The following is a 20854-nucleotide window of genomic DNA, read 5'->3' as shown; positions in this document are numbered from 1 at the left end:
TGTCTGCCCCGAATGTACCGTTTCTGCTCGCGTGCTAATCTTCAGGAATCACATCCCACATGCGACAAAAAAGACGATCGGCGCTATCCGCTCGCGGTCACGCCAAAGCCGGCCGCATCGGCCTGCTGCACTGGGCCAAGCGCACGGTCACTGAACTGAATCGGGTAGGTCTGAGTCTCGAAGCTGATCCCGTGCACGACCTGCGAGTTGCAATTCGCCGCTCCCGCTCAATCGCTGAAGGTCTCCGCACCATCGATCCCGCACCCGGATGGAAACAATTCCGCGCCCTCGCGAAACCGCTGTTCTCGGCTTTGGGCAATCTGCGCGATACGCAAGTCATGCAAGGGTGGGTAGCGCTTTTCGCTACCGAAGGTGACCCTCTCCGCGCCCGCCTTGCGGGGGCGCTTTCCGCTCGCGAAAGCGAGCAGAAACTCGCGGCCCATGAGGCCCTCAACCGTTTCAATGCCAAGCGATGGATGAAGATGGCGCATGAACTGGATCAGCGCTCGGGCAAGCTGCCGCCGGGCAGCCGTGTTTTTCAGCATCTCGCGTTGGAGCGATGGGTCGACGCATATGGTTTGCACCAGACCGCAATGCGCACGCGTCGTGCCGACGATCTCCACCAGTTGCGCATTGGGATCAAGCGCTTCCGCTATACCGTCGAAAATTTCCTTCCCTACCACCACCGGCGCTGGAGCAAGGATTTGAAGCGCATGCAGGACCTGCTGGGCGAAGTTCATGACTTCGACGTGCTTTTGGCGGAGATCGCACTCCAGCCCGGCATACCGGCTGCCGTAGAACACTTGAACTCGCGTATTCACCTCGAGAGATCTAAACGCGTGGCTGAGTACGCGGCCAGAACGACGGGTCCCGACTCCCTCTGGGAGCAATGGCGGCAGGGCCTTCCCAGCGGGCGCGAACTGACTCTAGCCGTCAATGCCAAGCTGCGGTGCTGGTCGCGAGCGCTGGATCCCGATCCTGCTTACTCGCGCCGCGTCGCGCAGACCAGTGTCAAGCTGTGGCGCGCCCTGCGCAGTGAGTTGGCATGGCCCTTCGACCGGCGCACGACTGTCCTGTTGCGGGCCGCCGCGCTCCTGCATAGCGTCGGCGCCGATAAGGGCAAGAAGAAGCGTAATTCGTATCGGGCGGCCATGATGGGCAAGCTTGCAGTCCCGGTCGGGTGGAGCGAGGAAGAGATGCGCCTGGTCCGGCTGCTCTCCCGTTACTGCCGCGGAGCTTTGCCGTGCTCGGCCGACAAGGACTTCTCTGCACTGCCTCGTTCTCAGCAGCAACGGGTGATGCGGCTTGCCGGCATTCTGCGGCTCGCCGAGGGAATCGAGGTGAGCCACCCTTCCGGGGCGCGCAATTTGCAGGTACGCACAATTGCAGGCGTACTTACAATCTTGGTAGATGGCCTTGATTTGCTCAGCCCTCACGCGGCTGAACTGGCGTCGGCTCGTCATCTGTTTGAGGTCGCTGAGGGTATCCCGATTCTGATCCGCCCGACTCCACCGCGCTAGTCTGCAAGTTCTTTAGCGAAAGCAGCACATTCATAGCTGATCTGGAATGACCCTACGCACGACAACCTGCGGTTGAACCGTGTGTCCCGGCTCTTGAACTTTAGCTGTTGACCTTCCGGATACAAGCGCACCGTTTTTGGTGCAAATTTTAATTCTCTATTAACAAGGTTGTCATAGCCTGTGCTTGACAAGGACTCGTCGAGCGAGGAGCCAATGCGAAAACTTCGAGGACGGATCTGCACCCGGGAAGCTACGCCCGTTCAAGTTGCTGCCGTCTGTTATCGCCATGACGCAGGCTCAACCAAGTTCCTGCTGGTGCGCACCAGCAGCGGCCGCTGGACGTTTCCCAAGGGCCGGCTGGAAGACGGGCTCTCGCTCGCTGAAGTGGCGGCCCTGGAGGCATTCGAAGAAGGTGGCGTTGAGGGCAAGGTCCATCCGCGTCCGGTCGGGAAGTACCTGCACCGGAAGGAGTCACTCCGCGGCGCATCGAAGGATGTGACGGTTCTTGCTTTCATCCTGGAAGTGAAGAAATCCGCCCTGCCCGCCGAATCGCACCGTACGCCGCGTTGGTTCTCCGCCGCGGAAGCGAAGCTGCGCCTGGCCAATCGCCGTCCCGAGAAATACCTTCGCGGCATGGAGCGGGTCTTCGATTCGGCTCTGCAGCAGATCGCGCGCAAACACTCCTACGAGTGAGCAGATCTGGAATCTTTCATGGTCGCTCGACGATGGCGGAGGTGCGTGGCGGGTGAGAGACAGGTCATGCTGCGGCAGGAGGCATCGCCGCTGGCGGCCGGTTCCACCTGGTCCGGGAGACGCGGGCGGAGCAAGGTGCTGTCGGGTACGATGACCCCCAGGAGCTCTCCCAAGTGCAGGAACTGCTCGAGCCATAAGGCGGAAGTGTCGTGCGTCATGGCGTTGGCGGAGATGCCCTGCAACAGCCGATAGTAAACGTTTTGCACTTTCCACAGGTCCACATCGAAGGGCAAAACACGCGCCAGGGAGACGACGGCGGACACCATCTCCAGCAGATCCCGATCGCCGGGCTTCAGCGCCCAGTGGTCTACCAGCGCGTTCAGGCGTTCGCGCAAGGCGAATTGCAGCGCCGGGACATCGAGCTGGATGTTGTCGCGCGAGGCCGTTTCGACGAGAGTGCGGATGCGCTCCAGGTCCACGTCGCGATCGTTCAGGGCATGTCGTACCGAGCGGTCGAGGACAAAGTCGCTGGTCACGCGCAGGATGCCGGGCAGCGGCATCTGTAAATCCGATAGGAAGCACATGAGCTGGGCGTGCTGGTCGTAAACCTGGCGATACGCCGACTCGGCTTCGCTGAGGGTGGAGCTGACGACTTGCGAGACGATGCGGCGCTGCTCATCGCGAAACAGCGATTTCAACGAATAGGTTGCGCCCTGGAAGTGCCGGTCAAGGACGCGCAGGCATTCCGGCAAATCGGCGGACTGAAAGGCGCGCGTGGTTTGCGCCACCAGGGTGCGGAAGTCCTCCTCCATGGAGCAGGGGCGGACACCGGCGGTGAGGTTGTGATCGCCGAAATGAAGCACCCCGAAGTTGACCGTCAACTGCTCGCGAGTGAGACGGGAACTGATGTCGGCGCGGCCGAGGGCGAGCCTCGCCTTGCCCGACTCCAGCACGCGCGATTCCAGCAAATCCACGCTGTAGCAGTAGACGTAACTGCGCCCGCGGTAGCCGTCGAACAGCGAACTGATGGCGTAGTGCGCGCCCACTTCCTTCAGGTTCAGCATGGCGGGCCGCACGAAGCGGTCGTAAACCTGGCGGCCGTTGCCGAAGCTGGGAATGTTGCTCCAGGCTTGCTCCAGCCGTTGCAGGAATTCTTCCTCGAGATCGACGGCGAGCAATTCCTGCGCGAGCTGCACGGCGCGGCCGGCGTATTGCAGCAATTGCACCGTCTCCACGCCGGTGAGCTCGTCGAAGAAAAACCCGCAACTGGTAAACATCAGCATGAGGTGGCGCTGCATTTCCAGCAGCTTCAGAACGCGCACCTGGTTTTCGCGCGACAGCCCGGGAAAGCCATGCCGCGCCAGAAAAGCATCGACGTTCCACGGGGAGCGATCCAGCACCACGCGGATGTACTCATCCCGTGCGGCCCAGGGATCGAGCAACAGGGGCTGCGCCTGCTCAAGGTAGAGCGGCGCCAGATAGTCGCGCAGCCAGTTCAGCGCGTCGCGCAGCGGGCGGCGCCACTGCTGGTTCCAGGAAGCGTGCGTGCCGGAATTGCAGCCGCAATCGGCTTCCCAGCGGCTGACCCCGTGCATGCAGCTCCACGAGGTCTTCTCCGCGATCGCCACTTCCTGGGTGGGAGGATGCTGGGCGAGGAATTCGCCGTAATTGGTCACCCGCGCCAGGCGATTGCTTTCGATGTAATCGAGCGCGTACGCCAGGGCCATGTCGCCGTGGCGATGATGATGTCCGTAGGTCTCGCCATCGGTGGCGATGTGCATGAGCTGCGGCCAGTCCCGCGCGTCGTTGAAGCCGCTGAGCAGGCGGTGAGCGAAATTCTCGCCGTTGCACAGCAGTTTCTCGAAGGCCACCGCGTGCGAGATGGGGCCGTCGTAGAAGAACAAGCTGATCCCCCGGCCGGAGGGCAGATTGCATTGGTAGGCGCGGCTGGGATCGATGGCGGCGCCATTCAGAGTTGTCCAACCGTCCCAGGGCCGGCTGCGCCAGCGCTGCGCCTGATGCGGCGCCAGGATCGTGAACTTGATGCCCAACGAGCTCAGGCACTCCAGGGTTTCCACGTCCACTGCTGTCTCCGGCAGCCACATGCCCTCCGGGTCGCGCCCGAAGCGGTGTTGAAAGTCGCGGATGCCCCACAGGACTTGGGTGTATTTGTCGCGCGGGCTGGCCAGCGGCAGGATCAGGTGGTTGTAGGCCTGCGCCAGCGCGGCGCCGTGCCCGGAGAACATCGCAAGGCTTTGGCGATCGGCAGCGAGGATCTGCTCGTAGGTCCACGGCGCCTTCCCCTCCAGCCAGGAGAGCAGGGTGGGGGCGAAGTTAAAACTGATGCGCGCATAGTTGTTGGTGATCTTCGCGATCCGCCCCTGCCCGTCGAGAATGCGCGAGGCGCTGTTGGCCGCGTAGCACTCCGCGGCAATGCGCTCGTTCCAGTCGTGGTAGGGAGAGGCGGAATCCTGCAATTCGATCGCTGCCAGCCAGGGGTTCTCCCGCGGCGGCTGGTAGAAATGACAATGAATACAGACGTAACGCTCCATTCGGCCGGTAGCCTCCGGAAGCTGTACTGCTCTTGCGTCGCCTGCAGCACACCATAGCGCCGAGTCCTGTGGAGAAGGGAGATACCGTCTTGGTACATGCAGGACCTCGCATGCGGGATGAGCCCGGAGGGCGGTGGCTCATCGCCGTCGCTGTAAGGGAACACGCAGTTGGCTGATGTCAGCCGTCGCACCTGGGCCGCGTTTGACCTGCACTCGCCGGCACCCCTAGCCATCGCAGGAATGTCATCATCGGGCACCAGTTTGTCAGGCCTGACTGGAACAGGTTCAATCCGACAAACGCGGTGAACAGGAAGAAGTACGGACTCACCCAGTAGCCCAGGGCAACGGATGCGGCCACGAACGTGCCCGCTATCAGGCGCAGCCAACGATCTATGGTCATTCCGAAACCTCCTCATGAATTTGTGCGGAGGAAGCGGCGGACTTCGGGATGCCGCGGCCGTTCCGCTTCTGGCTCATGTAGTAGAGCACCGGCACCGCCATGCGCGAAAGCACGGTGGACGCAACCTCGCCGGCCATGAGCGAGAGTGCGAGTCCCTGGAAGATCGGGTCGAACAGGATCACGCTGGCGCCGACGACGACAGCGGCGGCGGTCAGCAACATGGGGCGGAAGCGCACCGCGCCGGCGTCCACCACGGCTTCCTCCAGCGCCATGCCCTGGGCGCGGCGCAGCTCAATGAAGTCAACCAGGATGATGGAATTGCGCACGATGATGCCGGCGCCTGCGATGAAGCCGATCATGGAGGTCGCCGTGAAGAATGCGCCCAGCAGCGCATGCGCCGGCAGGATGCCGACCAGCGTCAGCGGGATGGGCGCCATGATGACGAGCGGCGTCTTGAACGAACCGAACCAGCCGACCACCAGCACGTAGATCAGAACCAGTACCGCCGCAAATGCCAGTCCGAGGTCGCGAAAGACCTCGACGGTGATGTGCCACTCGCCATCCCATTTCAAGGCGTAGCGCTCGGAATTTTCCGGCAGCGCGGTGCCCATGTCCTGCTCGATGGAATAGCCGGCGGGGAGCTTGATCTTGCCGACCGCCTCCTTCATGCCCAGGATGGCGTACACCGGGCTCTCCTCCTGGCCGGCGACGTCGCCGGTGACGTAGACGACCGGGCGCAGATTCTTGCGGTAAATGTAGGGCCTGAGCGCGGTTTTCTCCACGTCCGTAATTTCGCCGAGTGCAACCATGCTGCCGGCGGCGTTCGGAACCTTGAGATTACGCAAGTCCTCAATGCCGGAACGCGCGGCCCGCGAGAGGCGCACTTCGATGGGAACGTCCTCGCGCGCTTCGGGCCGATGCAGCAGGCCGGCGCTGCTGCCGCCGAGGGCGATCTGCATGGTGCGGGCGACGTCGGCGGCAGAGACGCCGTTCAGCGCGGCTTTGTCCAGGTTCACCTTGAGCGCGTATTGCGTCTGCGGATCCTGGACGTACCAATCCACGTCCACCACGCCCGGCGCGCGCTGGAAAACGTCTTTCACCTGGCGCGCGACTTCGATCTGGCGCTGGTAGTCGGGGCCGTAGACTTCGGCGACGAGCGTTTGCAGCACCGGCGGGCCGGGCGGCACTTCGGCAACTTTAATGCGCGCGCCAAACTGCTGCGCGATGGGCTGCAATCTCCCCCGGATGCGCTTGGCGATGTCGTGGGATTGTGCCTTGCGGTCCTCACGCGGCAGCAGGTTGACCTGGATATCGGCCTGATTGGGGCCGCGGCGCAGGAAGTAATGACGCACCAGGCCGTTGAAATTGTACGGGCCCGAGGCGCCGGAGTAGATCTGGTAATTCGCGACTTCGGGTTCCTGGACGATCTTCGCGGCCAGCGCCTGCGCGGCAGCGGTGGTTTGCTCCAGGGTCGTGCCGTCCGGCATATCAATGATCACCTGGAATTCGCTCTTGTTGTCGAAGGGCAGCATCTTCACGCGAACCAGCTTCAGCGGGACCAGCAGCGCGGCGAGCAGAAGAAGGATGACAACCGAGGCGAAAAACAGGGCGCGCTTGCGGCGGTCCGCAATCAGGGGATTCATCACACCGCGATAGAGGCGCGTCGTCCAGCCTTCGGTTTCGTGCTTGGCGGCGCCAGGCTGACGTGGCCGCCGAGAAAGCGTAGCGCGGCCCAGGGCGAAACCACAAAGGCTACGATCAGCGAGAAGATCATGGCCGCCGAGGCGCCGACCGGAATGGGGCGCATGTAAGGCCCCATCAGGCCGCGAACGAAGGCCATGGGAAGAATGGCGGCGATCACGGCGAAGGTGGCGAGAATGGTGGGATTTCCGACCTCGTCCACCGCTTCGACCGCAACATCCATCCGGGGACGACTGAGATTTTCGGGCAGCCGCAGGTGGCGGACAATGTTTTCGACCACGACGATGGCGTCGTCCACGAGGATGCCGATCGAGAAGATCAGGGCGAACAGGGTGACGCGGTTCAGGGTGTAGCCGAAGAAATAGAAGATGGCGAGCGTCAGGGCGAGCGTTACCGGAATCGCGACCAGCACCACGCCGGATTCGCGCCAGCCGAGCGCGAAGGCGATCAGCAGCGTCACCGAGATGGTCGCCAGCAGCAGGTGTTTGAGCAATTCGTTCGACTTCTGTTTCGCGGTCTCGCCGTAGTTGCGCGTGACGGTGACATTCAGGTCCGCGGGGAGCAGGTAGCCGCGAAGCGAGCCGATCTTGTCCTGCACGCGTTCGGTGATCACGCTGGCATTGGTGTTCTTGCGCTTGGCGAGCGTGATGGTGACGGCGGGATATTGCGCCGGGTCACCCGCTGCTTCGCCGTTGCCGAAGAGCACGTAATTATCGGCCTCGGCGGGACCGTCCTCGATTTTCTGCACCTCGCTCAGATACACCGGCCTGCCGTTGTGCACGCCGACGACGACCTGCTGCAATTCATCCGGGCTGGAGAGAAAACGGCCGGCATCCACCAGGATTTCCTGATTATCGCGGGCAAACTCGCCGGCGCGCACCTTCTGATTGGCGGATTCCAACTTGGCGGTAACCTGGACCGGCGAAAGACCATAGGCGGCTAGCCGCCCGCTGTCGAGCACGACACGAACTTTTCGTGGCAGCCCGCCGATAATTCTTGTTTCGGAAACATCGTCGAGCTGCTTGAGGGAATTCTCCAGTTCACCGGCGATGCGGCGGAGCGAGGCGGCGTCGTAATTCTTGCCCCACAGCGTGAGCGCCATGATGGGGACGTCGTCGATGGAACGGACCTTGATCAGCGGCTGGGAGACGCCCGGCGGAATGCGATCGAAGTTGGCATAGAGCTTGTTGTACGTGCGGAGAATCGCGTCCTCTTCCTTTTGCCCGACGTAGAAGCGCACGATCACCATGCTCATCCCGGGCTGCGAGATGGAGTAGAGGTACTCGACTCCGGGCACCTCGCGCAGCAGCTTCTCCATGGGAATGGTGACGCGCTGCTCGACTTCGGCGGCGGAGGCGCCCGGCATCTGGACGAAGACGTCGAGCATGGGGACGACGATCTGCGGTTCTTCCTCGCGTGGCGTCTGCCAGATGGCGAAGGCGCCGAGAAGGAGCGCGCCGATGATGACCAGCGGCGTGAGCTTGGAAGCAATGAACGCGTGCGCGATGTTGCCGGCGGCCCGGAGTTTTGGATCCATGGCCGCCATCAATTCACAACCTTCTTGCCGGCCAGGTCACGGCTTCCGGGCGAGCTGATGAGGCGCTCGCCGTCGGAAAGGCCGGAGAGAATCTCGACGTCATCGCCGGCCGGCTTGCCCAGCGTGACGTATCGCAATCCGATCTGGCCGTCGGCGGCGACCACGTACACGCCATGCATCTGGCCGCGTTCGAGCAGGGCGGTTCGCGGGATGACGATGGCTTCGCGCTGGCCGCGCGGGAATCGGACGCGCCCGAACAGTCCGGAGCGAAGGCGGGCATCGGGAGAGAGTTCAAGTTTCACGACGAAGCTGCGGCTGGCCGGATCGGCGGCGGGAACGATTTGAACGACCTTGGCGCTGAGGTCCGTTCCGAGGGCATCCACCCACACGCGAGCGCTGGCGCCCAGAGTCACAAACCGAATGTCGCTTTCATCCACGGAAGCTTCCAGGCGGAAGCGCTGCGTGTCCTCGATGGTGATCAGCGGAACGCCGGGCGAGGCGAGCGCGCCCGTGTCCACCAGCCTGGCCGTGATGACCCCGTCGAACGGAGCCCGGACGCGCGTGTAGCTGAGCCCCGCCCTAGCCTGCGCTTCCATGGCGCGAGCTTGTGCGATGCCGGCCTGCGCCTGATCGCGCCGGGCGCCGGCGGATTTTTGGCGGGCTTGCACCTCGTCCATTTCGTGGGGACTCACCGATTTTTTTTCGTACAGGCTCTGATAACGGGTGAGCGTCGCGTTTTGCAGGCCATAGTCCGCGTCGGCGGCGGCAATATCTTGCTGGGCGGCATTCACGGCGGCAGCAGCGCGCTCCAGCGCCGCGTGTTGCTGCGCGTCATCGAGCACGATCAGCACGTCGCCCCGGCGAACACGCTGTCCCTCTTGCGCGCGGATGGAGGCGATGACGCCGGAGATTTGCGCCGAGAGCTGGCTGGTTTGCAGCGCCCGGATGGTGCCCACCGCTTCGAGGGAGTCCGGCACCGTCTTGCGTTGCGCTTCCAACATCGAAACATCGCGCACGACTTCCGGCGATTGTGCGCCAGGCGTTTTCTTGTCGCTGCAGCCGAGCGAGATCAGCGCTGCCAGGACGGCAAGAACGAAAATGATCCTTCTCGTCATCATTATTGCTTCACCACGGGCGAGTTGAGGTCCAACGCGCCGGTCGCCAACTCAAGGCTGGCGTAGCTGGTTTGCAGCCGGTACGACGACTGCCAGAAATCGGTTTGGGCGCGCAGAGCCGCTTCCTGCATGCGGAGCAGGTCGGTGATGGTGCTCAGGCCGGCTTCGTAGCGGTTTTGGCCGATGCGCAAACTCTCCTGCGCCTGGCTCGCGGCCGCGCGCGCCACCTCGACCTGCTGCCGGGCGGTGTCGAAGTCGAGATAAGCCTTTCGGACTTCCAGGCGAATGCCGCTGGCGGCCGCATCATGCAGCGCGTCAATGCGGCCCTTCAGCGCGTGTTCGCGCGCCAGGCGTGCGCGCTTGGCGCCGCCGTCGAAAAGATCGACCTGGAGCTCCAAGCCGGCCATCCAGTTGTTGCCGCCGCCTCCGGCGAAGCGCGGGTTGTCGAGTTGCCAGTCCGCGATGACGTTCAACCGCGGACCGAATGACGCTTTGGCCGCGCGCACGCCGTCGGCCTGAACGGTCTGCTGCAGAGTTACGGCTTGAAGATCGGGACGCTGCTCCAGTGCGCGTTTTTCCAGTTCGTCGAGGGTGACAACCGGGAGCGGCTTCTCGCCCGCCAGATCGGCAGGCTCGAATTGCGTGTCGGGCGAAATGCCCATCTCGATGTCGAGCTGGGCTCGCGCCAGCGCCACCGCATTGCGCGCGAGAATCAATTCTTCCTGCCGCGAAGCATGGTTCACCTGCGCGCTCAGCAGGTCACTTTCGACCACCATCCCGGCCTGCACATAGGCCCGGCTGCGGTCGAGGATTGACTGAGAAGTTTGGAGAGCATCCTCGGCGACGCGTTGCTGTTTGACCGCAAGCAGCAGGCCGGCATAGGCGTTGACGACACGCATCACCAATTCCTGGTCGCCGCGCTGCAGCTTGCGCTGCGCGACGTCGTCCATGCGCCTGGCTTGCCGAAGCTGCAACCAGCTCACGCCAGAGTCGAACAATTGCCAGCCGCCGGAAAAGCGCGTGGCGAAGTTGCCGAACGGAGTGGGCGTGTTGAGCCGGTTGAGCGCGAAGTCGGAGGCGGCGAATCGTTGCTGGCGCAGCCTGCCGCCAAATACGAATACCGGGTCATCGCCGCGCTCGTATGCTTCCGTGAACTTGATCTGCGGGAACAGTGCGGAGCGCGCGAGCTTGATATCGGCCGCCGCCGCGTTCTTCTCGAACACCGCCGCTTTCCGCGCCGGATTCTTCTCCAGCGCGGTGGTCACCGCCTGCGGGAGCGTCAAGGTGGTTTGCGCGATTGCGGACAGCGGCAGCCCCAGGGCGGCCAGCAGCAGCGCGATGCGGCCGATTGCGCTATCGAACCTCATTGCCCGTGGACCCCGGCTGCCACAAGCTCCGCCACTTCGGCGGGGATGATTTCGAATGAAGTTGTGAACTCGGCCGACTTCTGCACCATCGCACCCACCGAGCAATACTTCGACTCGGAGAGGTGGATCGCGGCGGCAACAGCTTCGCGGTCCACGTTCACGCCGGTCAGAATGTGCCGAATGCGCACCTTGGTGAACACCTGCGGGGGTTCGGAAGCCTGGTCGGCCTCCACGTGCACCTCGTAAGCGGTGATGTGCTGGCGCTTCTTGCGCAGGATGTTGATGACGTCGAACGCAGTGCAACCTGCCAGCGCGGCGGCAACCAATTCGATCGGCTTGGGGCCGGTGGCGCCGATGGCGTCGTCAACAATCAGGTGATGGCCGCTGCCGGTGGTGACCACAAATTGGCGGCCCGTTCCCGTTGGTTGGGCCAGCACTACTGAAGCCTGGATCAAGGCAAACCTCCATAAGGGCACAGGGATAAATGCAATCCTACGGAGATTTGTTACAGGATGATTGGGTGCCCCGTCAGTGATTTCAAACGGCTAGCGGGCGGCTTTTGCGGCGGCCGATTCCCGAATCAGATTGCGAACCTGGGCGCGGACCTTGGCTTTCACTTCCTCGGTGCAGTGGCGCTGGCAACGGCGGACGGTTTCTTCCAGGCTCGTCAGATAGGCCTTGCACGGGGAACAGTCGCCGAGGTGGCCTTCAACGTCGGCGCACAGCGACGGGTCGACTTCCTGATCGATGAAATCGGAGAGCAGAGCAAATAGCCGTTTGCAGCGCGCCGAGGGCTGCTGTTTGGATCGGGTGGCCGGCTTGGGCTTGCGCGCCAGTTGGTTGCGCAGGAACACCCGCGCGCGGTGCAGGCGGACGCGGACTGTGCCTTCGCGAAGCCCGGTGATGCGCGCGACTTCCTGGGTGGAGAGTTCTTCCATGTCGTGGAGGACCAAAACCATGCGATAGTCCGGCGGGATTTTCAGGACCGCGCGCTGCAATTCTTCGCGGTTCTCCGCGCGCAGGAGCTGTTGTTCCGGGCCGCCTTCGCGGGAAGCGGTGAGCGCCTCGAGTTGGCTGCGGTCGGGGAGAAGATCGTCGAGCGAGAGGGTTTGTTTGGGGGCGAATCGGCTGCGCCGCCGGCTCATCAGGCAGCGGCTGCGGGCGACCTTGTACAGCCATACCGCGAGTGCCTCCGGGCTGTCAAAGTTGGACAGTTCGGGGACGGCGCGGATCAGCGTTTCTTGAGCAGTATCCTCTGCGTCCTCACGGTGGCCACAGACCTTCATGCTGAAGGAGAAGGCGGTCTGCTGCACCAAGGCGAGAGCGCGCTCCATGGAATGCGGCTCACCCGCTTTCAACTCGGCAATTGCTTTTTGCAGATCAGGTCGCACGCAAGATCAGGGTAGCCGATTCGGCAGCCGAAGTCAGCCGGCCATCCGGTGCTGCCGGCACGCTTCCTGCAGGCCCAGCACACCGGCATCAGCCAAGCCGTGGCTGTAACCGCTCGGGGAGGCACTCTAGTTACGCTTGCTTTCGTGTTATGCCGCCCTGAACGAATTCCCGGTCAATGAGGGCGATGATCAGGTCGCGGATCCTACAGAAAACGGCTAGCCGTTCCTCCGGCGTTCCTTCCGCTGCGGCAGGGTCTTCGAGACTCCAGTGCAGAAACTTCCAGGTACCGGGAAAGATCGGACAGCGCTCCCTGGCGTTGTCACAAACCGTAACGACGTAAGGGACATGTTGACCCAGGAGGCTGACCACGTCCTTCGACGTCTGTCCGGATATATCGATACCGATCTCGCGCATGGCTTCAATGGCGAGCGGGTTCAGCCCCTTTGGCTCGATGCCGGCACTCGTGGCCTCGAAGCGGTCCCCGGCGGCGTGACGCAGATAGCCTTCTGCCATCTGGCTACGGGCTGAATTACCAGTGCAGAGGAACAGGACTTTCGGTCTCATCAACACCACCAGGCGGATCACAGGGAAGTGTGTTCTGCATCACGGCTGTTATCCTATCATACATGTATAAGCGTATACAGATATAAATGAATACTGATAGAATCGAGCCAGGAGATACCGCATGAAGGATTTGGAGCAGTTGTTCAAGGGGCTCGCGGATCAGACGCGGCTTCGCATTCTGAACCTGTTGATTCACGGTGAGTTGTGCGTATGCGACATCCAGTACGTTTTGCAGTCGTCGCAGCCGAACGTGTCCCGTCACTTGACCTATTTGAAGAACTCCGGCTTGGTTCTGGATCGGCGGGAAGGGGTGCGGATGTATTACCGGCTGGCCCAGCCGACCGAGGGTGTGCACAAGCTGCTCTACGGATTTCTTCGGGGCCTCTTCCCATCGTCGGAAGCTCTCGCAGAAGACTCGCACAAATTAAAGAAGGCGATCCAGAGCGGCTCCTGCACGGCCAGCGAGTGGCGGCCCTACTCCGCGCTGGTGCGGCCCAAGACAGCGATTTCCTCGAGGGCATGACAAGAATGGCAAACACAGTCTCCTCGCGCCTGAGCTTTCTGGATCGTTACCTTACCGCGTGGATCTTCACGGCCATGGCCGTCGGCGTGATCGCCGGCTGGCTGGCGCCCGGAATCGTGCCTTTTCTGAACCGGTTCAGCGTGGGCACGACTTCGATTCCGATCGCGGCAGGGCTGATCGTGATGATGTATCCGCCCTTCACCAAAGTCCGCTACGAAGAATTGGGCGAGGTCTTCCGTAACAAGCGCGTGCTCGGTCTTTCCCTCGTGCAGAACTGGGTCGTAGGCCCGATCCTTATGTTCGTGCTGGCCATCGTCTTCCTGCGCGGCTACCCCGAATACATGGCTGGGGTGATCATGATTGGCCTGGCCCGGTGCATCGCCATGGTCATCGTCTGGAACGAGCTTGCCAAGGGCGACACCGAATATGCAGCAGGGCTGGTCGCCTTTAACTCCTTGTTTCAGGTGTTCTTCTATTCGTTCTATGCATGGGTGTTCATCACCGTACTGCCCGCTAAACTCGGCCTGCATGGCGCGGTCGTCCACGTATCCATTGGAGAGATAGCAAAGAGCGTTTTCATTTACCTCGGGATCCCGTTCCTGGCCGGTTTTCTGACCCGAACGGCGCTGATGCGCGCCAAGGGCCGGGCGTGGTACGACCACAACTTCGTGCCGCGGGTCAGCCCGCTGACGTTAATCGCACTGCTGTTCACGATTTTCGTCATGTTCTCCCTCAAGGGCGGGTACATCGTCCGTCTCCCGCTCGACGTCGTTCGTATCGCCGTTCCGCTGCTGATCTATTTCGTAGTCATGTTTTTGGTTTCCTTCTACATGGGGAGGAAGCTCGGAGCCGACTACACGAAGACGACCACGCTTGCCTTCACGGCGGCCTCAAACAACTTCGAGTTGGCGATTGCCGTGGCGGTCGCGGTTTTCGGCATCAACTCCGGGGCGGCGTTCGCGGCAGTGATTGGGCCGCTGGTTGAAGTGCCGGTGATGATCGGTTTAGTCAACGTCGCGTTCTACTTCCAGCGCCGATACTTCGGTGGAGAAGCGACCGGCACCCCAGTCGTCGCCATTTGTGACCCCTACGGAAGGGGCGTTCGGTGAGCAAGCAGCGCGTCCTGATCCTCTGCACTGGTAATTCTGCCCGGAGTCAAATGGGGGAAGGGCTCCTTCGCCATTTGGCCGGAGATCGCTTCGAAGTTTTCAGTGCAGGAACGAAGCCAGCCGGTTTGAACCCGAATGCGGTGAAGGCCATGCGCGAGGTCGGGATCGACATCTCCGCTCACCGCTCCAAGTCCGTGGATGAGTTTGCCGGCCAGCAGTTCGATTACGTCTTCACGGTTTGTGATAGCGCACGGGAGTCTTGCCCGGTTTTCCCTGGATCCGGCAAGCGCCTTCACCAGAGTTTCGAAGATCCGGCCGCCGCGCCACCGGAGCAGCAACTCGCGGTTTTCGGCAAGGTTCGCGATCAGATTCGCGCCTGGGCGGAGAAGTTTGCCGCAAGTGCGAGGTGAAGTCGGCAGGTCGAATTCCGAATGCGGCGGAGATCTCCACCTGGCTGGCGACCGCCGCAGTCAAGCAGTAGGGCTCCCGGTCACGCCCCGCAGTGCCGGTCGAAGGAGGCAAGATGGCGGAGTACCTTCAAACCACGATTGATAAGTTCACATTCCGGGTGGCGACGGACCGGCTTTATACCTCCGATGGCGTATGGGTACTTGCCGAGCCGTCCCAAGGCTCCCACCGCGTCCGGATCGGAGTTACGGATTACCTCCAGCAGCACAATGGCGACGTTGCCTTTGCCAACGTCAAACCGCAGGGCACAACGCTCAAAGCCGGGGACGATTGTGCGGAACTGGAGACCATGAAAGTCAACGTCGGCCTGCCCTCTCCCGTTTCCGGAAAGATCGTCGCGGTCAACAAGGCGCTGGAGGTGACGCCCGAGGTCATCAACCAGGACCCGTACGACAAAGGCTGGCTGGCCGAGATCGAGGCCGGCGATTGGGATGCCGAACGCGCCAAGTTGCTGGACGCGCAATCCTACCTCGCAGTCATGCAGTTGCAGGCACAGCAGGAGCTGCAATCATGAATCGCGATCAACGCATCGTCATCGTTCCGTGCAGCGGCATCGGTAAATCGCTGGGCACCGTGAGCCGCGAGGCAGCGTACGAGTTGTGCGACAACTTACGCCCTGACGACACCCAGTTGGTGGCCCTGTCGAAATTGGTTCTGGGCGACGAACCGGCGCGCGAACGAGTGCGCACCAGCCCGGTGGTGACCATCGACGGCTGCAAGCAGATGTGCGCTGCCAAGCTGGTGAAATATAGCGGCGGCACTGTTTCCCGTGAGGTCGCTGTCTTCGAAGCGTTCCGCGATCACAAGGACCTCAAACCCGAGGGCATCGCCGAGCTAAACCCGGAAGGAAAGCAGTTGGCGCGCGTCTTGGCCGAGGAAATCGCGGAACAACTCGATCACCTCCATTTCGCCGCTGAAGAAGGAGGACACCATGCCTAATCTCCCCGAGCGAAAGGTCGGCATCGTGTCCTGCTCCGGAGAGGAATTGGCTGAAGGCACAGTAGCGCGCCTGGCTGCGCTGAAGGTGCTGCACGAATCGCGTCCGGGCAAAACCGTCACCATTTGCCTGCCGTTATTTCTTGCCGGCGGCGAGGGAGACCGCGCCTTTGCGCGCTTTCATCCGACCATCACGATTGACGGCTGCCATCTCCGCTGTGCAGCTCGCGGGACCGAGATGTACTCGGGCAAGCCAGCCGCGAGCATCGTGATCAGCGATCTCGTCGCCGAGCATGGACTGAATGAAATCGAAGGGCGCCGGCAGCTCAATGCAGCGGGCAAGCAAGCGGTCGAGCTCGCCGCGCAGCGCCTGACAGCGCTTGTCGATGAAATCCTCGGCTCTCCCAGGCTCACGGTCCTCAACAACGTGGTTGCGGAGCCGCGGCCACGGCTGGCCAAGCCGGCGGGCTGTTCCTGCGGCTCCGGCATTCCAACCAGCAAACTCAGCATTGGGGATAAGACCGTAGAGGTGCTTGCCCTGCCGCTGATTTTCCAGCGACTCCATGAGCTTGGGCGTGCGCCCGAAGCCGCCGCGGACGAGCTGCTCGCAGCGGTGAAGATCTACAACACCGTCCCGCCTGGGGAAGAAGAGGATTACCGCGCGGCGATTACCCGCGCATATGCCGCCTTCTGTCAGGAGGTGGCGCCATGAGCCGGACAGCGACGTATCACACGGACGTGAAATGGACGGGTGAACACTGGGGCCACCTTGCCCTGGGCAACGGCCCTGAAATGAAGTTCTCCGCTCCTCCCGATGCGCAAGGCCACGCCGGCGTGTTGACCCCGGAAGATGCGTTCGTTGCTGCGGCGAACACGTGCGTGATGCTGATGTTCATTTGGGCGGCGGAGCGATTCCAGCTCAACTTGCTGTCCTACGAGTGCCGCACCGTGGGCACAAAATTGATTGAGCTGGACCGCACCGAGATCTTTACCCGGCTCGATTTCCATCCCGTAGTCCGAGTCGCATGCGGTGCCGGCCAGAAGGAGGTCGTGGAGGCCCGCACACGGCGTGCTTTGCAGGCCGCGCAAAAATACAGCCTGGTCGCGAATTCCGTGAAGTCCGAGGTCGTTATTGACGCAGAAATCACCGTGATGGAAAGCGCCGCGGTACATGAGGCCGGGTCCTAGCTGTTGAAAGCAACAAAGTGCGCTTGATTCCCGCCGACGCCCTCCCTGAAGTGGGCCGGCGATCTCTTGCCGCAACATCGAGCCCAGGGCGCGTGAGGTGCGGCGCACGGTATCTGCCGTCGAATCTCTGTAACGATCAGTTCGCCATTTGCATTTGTCACAATGACATCCAGGCAGCAAACTAGCCGAGGCTTCAAGAAGGAGTGCGCGTGTCCATGGGGAAAAGAATCCTGGTAGTTGGCGGCGTTGCCGGCGGAGCGTCCTGTGCGGCACGGGTACGGCGACTGTGCGAAGAGGCGGAGATCGTCATCTTTGATCGCGGGCCTTATGTTTCGTTCGCGAATTGCGGCCTGCCCTACTACGTCGGCAACGTCATTCAAGACGAGAAGAAACTCCTGGTCGCTTCGGCGGACCTGTTCAAGACGCGTTTCAGGATCGACGTACGTACCGAGAATGAGGTCATGGCGATTGATCGCGATCAGTGCGAGATCGTAGTGAAGCGCCTCGCGACCGGCGAGGTTTACCGCGAGAAGTATGAGGCGCTGGTGCTTTCGCCGGGTGCGGCGCCAATCCGCCCGGATCTTCCCGGAATCGATCTACCTGGCATTTTCGTTTTGCGCACCATTCCCGATAGTCGGCGAATCCGGTCCTGGATCGAAGGGCGAAAAATCGAAAGCGCCGTCGTTGTGGGCGGAGGTTTGGTCGGCCTCGAAATGTCGGAGAACCTGGCGAGCCGCGGCATCAAGGTGACGGTCATCGAGATGCTGGACCAGGTTCTTCCACCGCTCGATCCTGAAATGGCGGAGCCGGTCCAGGAACACCTGCGGCAGAACGGTGTCTCGCTTCACCTGCAGGACGCAGTGGCCGGGTTTGTCCAGACTTCCAATGCCGGCTTGGAAGTGCAGACGCGCTCGGGCGCGACATTTCCGGCGGATTTAGTGATCCTCTCCATCGGAGTACGACCGGAAACCAAGCTGGCAAAAGAGGCCGGTCTTGCGATTGGGGAGCGCGGCGGCATTCGAGTGGATGACGCGATGCGCAGCAGCGACCCTCGTATATGGGCGGTCGGCGATGCGGTCGAGACGCGGGGCGTGGTCACCGGCGAGTGGAATGTGGTGCCACTGGCGGGACCTGCGAACCGTCAGGGGCGCGTCGCCGCCGACTCGATCTGCGGCCGGCCGGCTCACTTTCGCGGCGTGCAATCCACGGCAGTATGTGGTCTGTTCGGACTGACGATCGCGACCACCGGCGCCAACGAGAAAACGCTTCGCCGCGTCGGCCAAAGCTACGAGAGGATCTATCTGCATCCCGGCCACCACGTCGGCTACTATCCGGGCGCCAGGCCCATCCACATGAAAGTGCTGTTTTCGGCTGAGGACGGCCGCGTCCTCGGCGCGCAGGCGGTGGGCCAGGAAGGCGTGGAAAAGCGCATTGACGTGATTGCGATGGCGATTCAGAAGAATGCCACAGTGTTCGATCTCGAAGAAGCTGAACTCTGTTATGCCCCGCAATTCGGCGCTGCGAAAGACCCGGTCAACATGGCCGGCATGATCGCCGGCAACGTGCTGCGGGGAGATGTTCCCCTGGCGCTTTGGGAAGCACTCTCCGACACGCGCGCAATGCTCGTGGATGCTCGGGAACCGTCTGAGTACGCGGCCGGCCACATTGAGGGCGCGGTGAACGTGCCGTTGCCGCAGATCCGCGATCGAATCAATGAGCTACCGCGAGATCGCGAGATCTGGCTCTACTGCGGTGTCGGGCAGCGCTCCTACTACGCGTCGCGAATCTTGCTGCAACACGGGTTCAACGTCAGAAATTTGTCCGGAGGATTCAAGACCTATGGGTACTTCCGGCCGCATCTGAGGTCGATCCCGGCCGCTGTCAGTAGTCAAGACTGATAAAAAGTCACCGATTGTCGTTCGATTCCACCCTGAGAGGAAAAAATGAAATCCGTAAGAGAACTTGTCGCCGAAGCGAATTCCAAGGTCACTACATTGCCAGCCGCTGAAGCCATCCAGTTGCTGAAGAACTGGGAAACCGACGTCGCCTTTATCGATTTGAGGGACACTGCCGAGTTGCAGCGGGAAGGGAAGATTCCCGGCGCTGTCCATGCCAACCGCGGAATGCTGGAGTTTTATGTCGATGCGGCGAGCCCCTTTCACAACCCGGTGTTTTCCAGCGGCAAGAGACTGGTTTTTTACTGCGCAGGCGGCGGACGTTCTGCGTTGGCGGCTTCCACAGCTCAGACGATGGGAGTCGAGAAAGTTTCCCACGTCGGCGGCGGGTTCAAGGCATGGAAGGAGGCCGGAGGCCCGGTTGTTTCCGCTGACAAGGAGTAGCCCCGGCAACCACGGCTTCCGTTCAAGAGGCCGGTAGCGTGGCTGCTCGTTCACGGCGTGCGGCAGCCCAGTGAGCGATCTCGCCAACGGCATGGATGGCAGCGTCCACCTGCTCCTCGGTGTTGAACGCCCCGATTGAGAAGCGGACTCCGCCGTGCCTCTCCAAGGTTCCGAGTTGTTGGTGCACGAGCGGCGCGCAGTGCAGTCCGGTGCGGGTCGCAATGTCGTGGTCAACGTCGAGCATAATGCCGACATCGCCGGCTTCCAGGCCTTCCACATTCATCGTGATCGTGGAGAGATGGTTGTCGAGTTTGTCACAACTGTAGAGTCGCACTCGCTCGATCTGGCGCAGTCCCTCGACCAGCTTTCGGGCCAGGCGCATTTCCCGCGCGTGGATGGCTTCGACGCCGTTTTCATCGAGCCAATCCTGGCCTGCCCACAGCGCCGCCACGCCCACCATGTTCGGCGTGCCGAATTCCATCCTCCACGGGTACTCCTCCAAATGGTAGGGATACGCCGAGCGCACGCCTGTGCCTCCGCTGCGAGTCTGACCGAGTTGCACGTGCTTGCGCACGCAGAGGCCGCCGATGCCCATGCTGCCCATCAGTGCCTTGTGACCGGTAAAGGCCAGCACGTCGACGTTCATCTCTTTCATGTTGATGGGAATGACTCCGGCGGTCTGGGCGGTGTCGATGGCGAAAGTGATGCCCCGTTCTCGGCAAATGCGTCCGATTTCCTTGACCGGCTGAACCGTCCCGATGACATTCGATCCATGATTGACAATGACCAGCCTTGTATTCGGACGGATCGCCTTAGCAATATCGTCCGGATTGACGAACCCAGCGCCGTCAAACGGCACAAACGTCGCCGTAACTCCGCCGTCGCGCACCAGGTGATTGATGGGGCGAATGACGGAATTATGTTCCAGATTCGTGGTAATGACGTGGTCGCCGGATGCCAATGACCCGGCGATGATGAGGTTCAGCGCGTCGGTGGCGTTGTAGCCGAAGCACAGCCGTTCGGGCGCGTCTTCATCGCCGCCAAAGAATTTCGTTAACCGCTTGCGCAAGCGATCGAGCAGCGAGCCCGCTTCCAGCGCCAGGTCGAAACCGCTTCGGCCCGGGTTCACACCGCTGCTCCGGTAGAAATCAATCATGAACTGGTATACGCCCTCCGGCTTGGGCCATGCCGTGGCGGCGTTATCGAAATAGATCAGATCCTGTTCCATGCGGGTCCTTGAGCGCAGCGCGCTTTCAGACTAGCCTAACTTCGTTTGCGCCCTCGGGCTGTGATGATCATCACCCTGCTACGGCAAAGACCACAGAGTCGTCTTCAGGCCCGGATGCAGTTGTCACCGGAATGAGTGCGGCTTATCACTGTTCCCGCGCCCGCGCTGGCCGACACTAGTGGCAGCACGTGGATGTGCTCGACGTTGTTCGAGAGGGGAGCC

Annotated in this window: 19 protein-coding genes and 1 pseudogene; 11 read left to right on the top strand and 9 right to left on the bottom strand. The window is 62.0% G+C overall.

Annotated features, from left to right (window positions below; genetic code table 11):
- Positions 1 to 59: 59 nt before the first annotated feature.
- A complete protein-coding gene (locus LAN70_03505) occupies positions 60 to 1520 on the top strand; it encodes a CHAD domain-containing protein (GenBank protein MBZ5510213.1) in 1461 nt (486 codons plus the stop codon).
- 213 nt (positions 1521 to 1733) lie between these two features.
- Entirely contained in the window at positions 1734 to 2213 is a 480-nt protein-coding gene (locus tag LAN70_03500; GenBank protein MBZ5510212.1) for an NUDIX domain-containing protein, read from the top strand.
- Here LAN70_03500 and LAN70_03495 read toward each other — a convergent pair.
- The 8 genes and pseudogenes from LAN70_03495 to LAN70_03460 form a co-directional block, all read right to left on the bottom strand.
- On the bottom strand, positions 2204 to 4765 hold the full coding sequence (locus LAN70_03495) for a DUF3536 domain-containing protein (GenBank protein ID MBZ5510211.1): 2562 nt from the start codon (positions 4763 to 4765) through the stop codon (positions 2204 to 2206). The two genes, LAN70_03500 and LAN70_03495, sit on opposite strands and share 10 nt — an antisense overlap.
- A gap of 178 nt (positions 4766 to 4943) precedes the next feature.
- Positions 4944 to 5165, bottom strand: a complete 222-nt coding sequence (locus LAN70_03490) for a DUF2892 domain-containing protein (protein ID MBZ5510210.1) — start codon at positions 5163 to 5165, stop codon at positions 4944 to 4946.
- Positions 5162 to 8403, bottom strand: a pseudogene (locus LAN70_03485) (efflux RND transporter permease subunit). The gene LAN70_03490 and the pseudogene LAN70_03485 overlap by 4 nt, the downstream one beginning before the upstream one ends.
- 8 nt (positions 8404 to 8411) lie before the next feature.
- The gene (locus LAN70_03480; GenBank protein MBZ5510209.1) at positions 8412 to 9521 is read right to left on the bottom strand and encodes an efflux RND transporter periplasmic adaptor subunit; all 1110 of its coding nucleotides are present in this window, start codon (positions 9519 to 9521) and stop codon (positions 8412 to 8414) included.
- A complete protein-coding gene (locus LAN70_03475) occupies positions 9521 to 10885 on the bottom strand; it encodes a TolC family protein (protein ID MBZ5510208.1) in 1365 nt (454 codons plus the stop codon). The genes LAN70_03480 and LAN70_03475 overlap by 1 nt, the downstream gene beginning before the upstream one ends.
- Complete coding sequence (locus LAN70_03470) at positions 10882 to 11322, bottom strand: OsmC family protein (GenBank protein MBZ5510207.1); 441 nt, start codon at positions 11320 to 11322, stop codon at positions 10882 to 10884. The genes LAN70_03475 and LAN70_03470 overlap by 4 nt, the downstream gene beginning before the upstream one ends.
- Before the next feature lie 108 nt (positions 11323 to 11430).
- Positions 11431 to 12201, bottom strand: coding sequence for a sigma-70 family RNA polymerase sigma factor (locus LAN70_03465; protein ID MBZ5510206.1), 771 nt, complete (start codon positions 12199 to 12201; stop codon positions 11431 to 11433).
- A 205-nt stretch (positions 12202 to 12406) separates the two neighbouring features.
- Complete coding sequence (locus LAN70_03460; GenBank protein MBZ5510205.1) at positions 12407 to 12841, bottom strand: arsenate reductase ArsC; 435 nt, start codon at positions 12839 to 12841, stop codon at positions 12407 to 12409.
- A gap of 121 nt (positions 12842 to 12962) precedes the next feature.
- On the opposite strand from LAN70_03460, the gene LAN70_03455 reads away from it, so the two are divergent.
- The 9 genes from LAN70_03455 (at position 12963) to LAN70_03415 (ending at position 19404) form a co-directional block, all read left to right on the top strand.
- Positions 12963 to 13364, top strand: a complete 402-nt coding sequence (locus LAN70_03455) for a metalloregulator ArsR/SmtB family transcription factor (protein ID MBZ5510204.1) — start codon at positions 12963 to 12965, stop codon at positions 13362 to 13364.
- The gene (gene arsB / locus LAN70_03450; GenBank protein ID MBZ5510203.1) at positions 13361 to 14473 is read left to right on the top strand and encodes an ACR3 family arsenite efflux transporter; all 1113 of its coding nucleotides are present in this window, start codon (positions 13361 to 13363) and stop codon (positions 14471 to 14473) included. Before LAN70_03455 ends, arsB begins: the two co-directional genes overlap by 4 nt.
- The gene (locus LAN70_03445; protein ID MBZ5510202.1) at positions 14470 to 14883 is read left to right on the top strand and encodes an arsenate reductase ArsC; all 414 of its coding nucleotides are present in this window, start codon (positions 14470 to 14472) and stop codon (positions 14881 to 14883) included. The genes arsB and LAN70_03445 overlap by 4 nt, the downstream gene beginning before the upstream one ends.
- Positions 14884 to 14996: 113 nt before the next feature.
- Positions 14997 to 15455, top strand: a complete 459-nt coding sequence (locus LAN70_03440) for a glycine cleavage system protein H (protein ID MBZ5510201.1) — start codon at positions 14997 to 14999, stop codon at positions 15453 to 15455.
- Positions 15452 to 15880 carry a putative zinc-binding protein gene (locus LAN70_03435; GenBank protein ID MBZ5510200.1) on the top strand — a complete coding sequence of 143 codons (429 nt, stop codon included), beginning with the start codon at positions 15452 to 15454 and terminating at the stop codon, positions 15878 to 15880. Before LAN70_03440 ends, LAN70_03435 begins: the two co-directional genes overlap by 4 nt.
- Positions 15873 to 16589 (top strand): putative zinc-binding protein, encoded by a 717-nt coding sequence (locus LAN70_03430; protein ID MBZ5510199.1) that lies wholly within the window; start codon positions 15873 to 15875, stop codon positions 16587 to 16589. The genes LAN70_03435 and LAN70_03430 overlap by 8 nt, the downstream gene beginning before the upstream one ends.
- Positions 16586 to 17065: an OsmC family protein gene (locus LAN70_03425; GenBank protein MBZ5510198.1), complete on the top strand. Its 480-nt coding sequence runs from the start codon at positions 16586 to 16588 to the stop codon at positions 17063 to 17065. The genes LAN70_03430 and LAN70_03425 overlap by 4 nt, the downstream gene beginning before the upstream one ends.
- A 215-nt stretch (positions 17066 to 17280) precedes the next feature.
- Entirely contained in the window at positions 17281 to 18963 is a 1683-nt protein-coding gene (locus LAN70_03420) for an FAD-dependent oxidoreductase (GenBank protein ID MBZ5510197.1), read from the top strand.
- Between the two features lie 45 nt (positions 18964 to 19008).
- Positions 19009 to 19404: a rhodanese-like domain-containing protein gene (locus LAN70_03415; protein MBZ5510196.1), complete on the top strand. Its 396-nt coding sequence runs from the start codon at positions 19009 to 19011 to the stop codon at positions 19402 to 19404.
- Between the two features lie 22 nt (positions 19405 to 19426).
- On the opposite strand, the gene LAN70_03410 is transcribed toward LAN70_03415, so the two are convergent.
- Positions 19427 to 20632, bottom strand: a complete 1206-nt coding sequence (locus LAN70_03410; GenBank protein ID MBZ5510195.1) for an aminotransferase class V-fold PLP-dependent enzyme — start codon at positions 20630 to 20632, stop codon at positions 19427 to 19429.
- Positions 20633 to 20854: the final 222 nt, after the last annotated feature.

It is taken from the genome of Terriglobia bacterium (assembly GCA_020072845.1).
Lineage (GTDB): Bacteria > Acidobacteriota > Terriglobia > Terriglobales > Acidobacteriaceae > JAIQGF01.
Note: the sequence above shows the minus strand (reverse complement) of the source record. Positions and strands in the feature narration are given on the sequence as shown.

Excerpts from the sequence above, each read along its gene's own strand:
- LAN70_03505 (MBZ5510213.1), top strand. The coding sequence starts at position 60 with ATGCGACAAAAAAGACGATCGGCGCTATCCGCTCGCGGTCACGCCAAA.
- LAN70_03500 (MBZ5510212.1), top strand. The coding sequence starts at position 1,734 with ATGCGAAAACTTCGAGGACGGATCTGCACCCGGGAAGCTACGCCCGTT.
- LAN70_03495 (MBZ5510211.1), bottom strand. The coding sequence starts at position 4,765 with ATGGAGCGTTACGTCTGTATTCATTGTCATTTCTACCAGCCGCCGCGG.
- LAN70_03490 (MBZ5510210.1), bottom strand. The coding sequence starts at position 5,165 with ATGACCATAGATCGTTGGCTGCGCCTGATAGCGGGCACGTTCGTGGCC.
- LAN70_03480 (MBZ5510209.1), bottom strand. The coding sequence starts at position 9,521 with ATGATGACGAGAAGGATCATTTTCGTTCTTGCCGTCCTGGCAGCGCTG.
- LAN70_03475 (MBZ5510208.1), bottom strand. The coding sequence starts at position 10,885 with ATGAGGTTCGATAGCGCAATCGGCCGCATCGCGCTGCTGCTGGCCGCC.
- LAN70_03460 (MBZ5510205.1), bottom strand. The coding sequence starts at position 12,841 with ATGAGACCGAAAGTCCTGTTCCTCTGCACTGGTAATTCAGCCCGTAGC.
- LAN70_03455 (MBZ5510204.1), top strand. The coding sequence starts at position 12,963 with ATGAAGGATTTGGAGCAGTTGTTCAAGGGGCTCGCGGATCAGACGCGG.
- arsB (MBZ5510203.1), top strand. The coding sequence starts at position 13,361 with ATGACAAGAATGGCAAACACAGTCTCCTCGCGCCTGAGCTTTCTGGAT.
- LAN70_03440 (MBZ5510201.1), top strand. The coding sequence starts at position 14,997 with ATGGCGGAGTACCTTCAAACCACGATTGATAAGTTCACATTCCGGGTG.
- LAN70_03435 (MBZ5510200.1), top strand. The coding sequence starts at position 15,452 with ATGAATCGCGATCAACGCATCGTCATCGTTCCGTGCAGCGGCATCGGT.
- LAN70_03430 (MBZ5510199.1), top strand. The coding sequence starts at position 15,873 with ATGCCTAATCTCCCCGAGCGAAAGGTCGGCATCGTGTCCTGCTCCGGA.
- LAN70_03425 (MBZ5510198.1), top strand. The coding sequence starts at position 16,586 with ATGAGCCGGACAGCGACGTATCACACGGACGTGAAATGGACGGGTGAA.
- LAN70_03420 (MBZ5510197.1), top strand. The coding sequence starts at position 17,281 with ATGGGGAAAAGAATCCTGGTAGTTGGCGGCGTTGCCGGCGGAGCGTCC.
- LAN70_03415 (MBZ5510196.1), top strand. The coding sequence starts at position 19,009 with ATGAAATCCGTAAGAGAACTTGTCGCCGAAGCGAATTCCAAGGTCACT.
- LAN70_03410 (MBZ5510195.1), bottom strand. The coding sequence starts at position 20,632 with ATGGAACAGGATCTGATCTATTTCGATAACGCCGCCACGGCATGGCCC.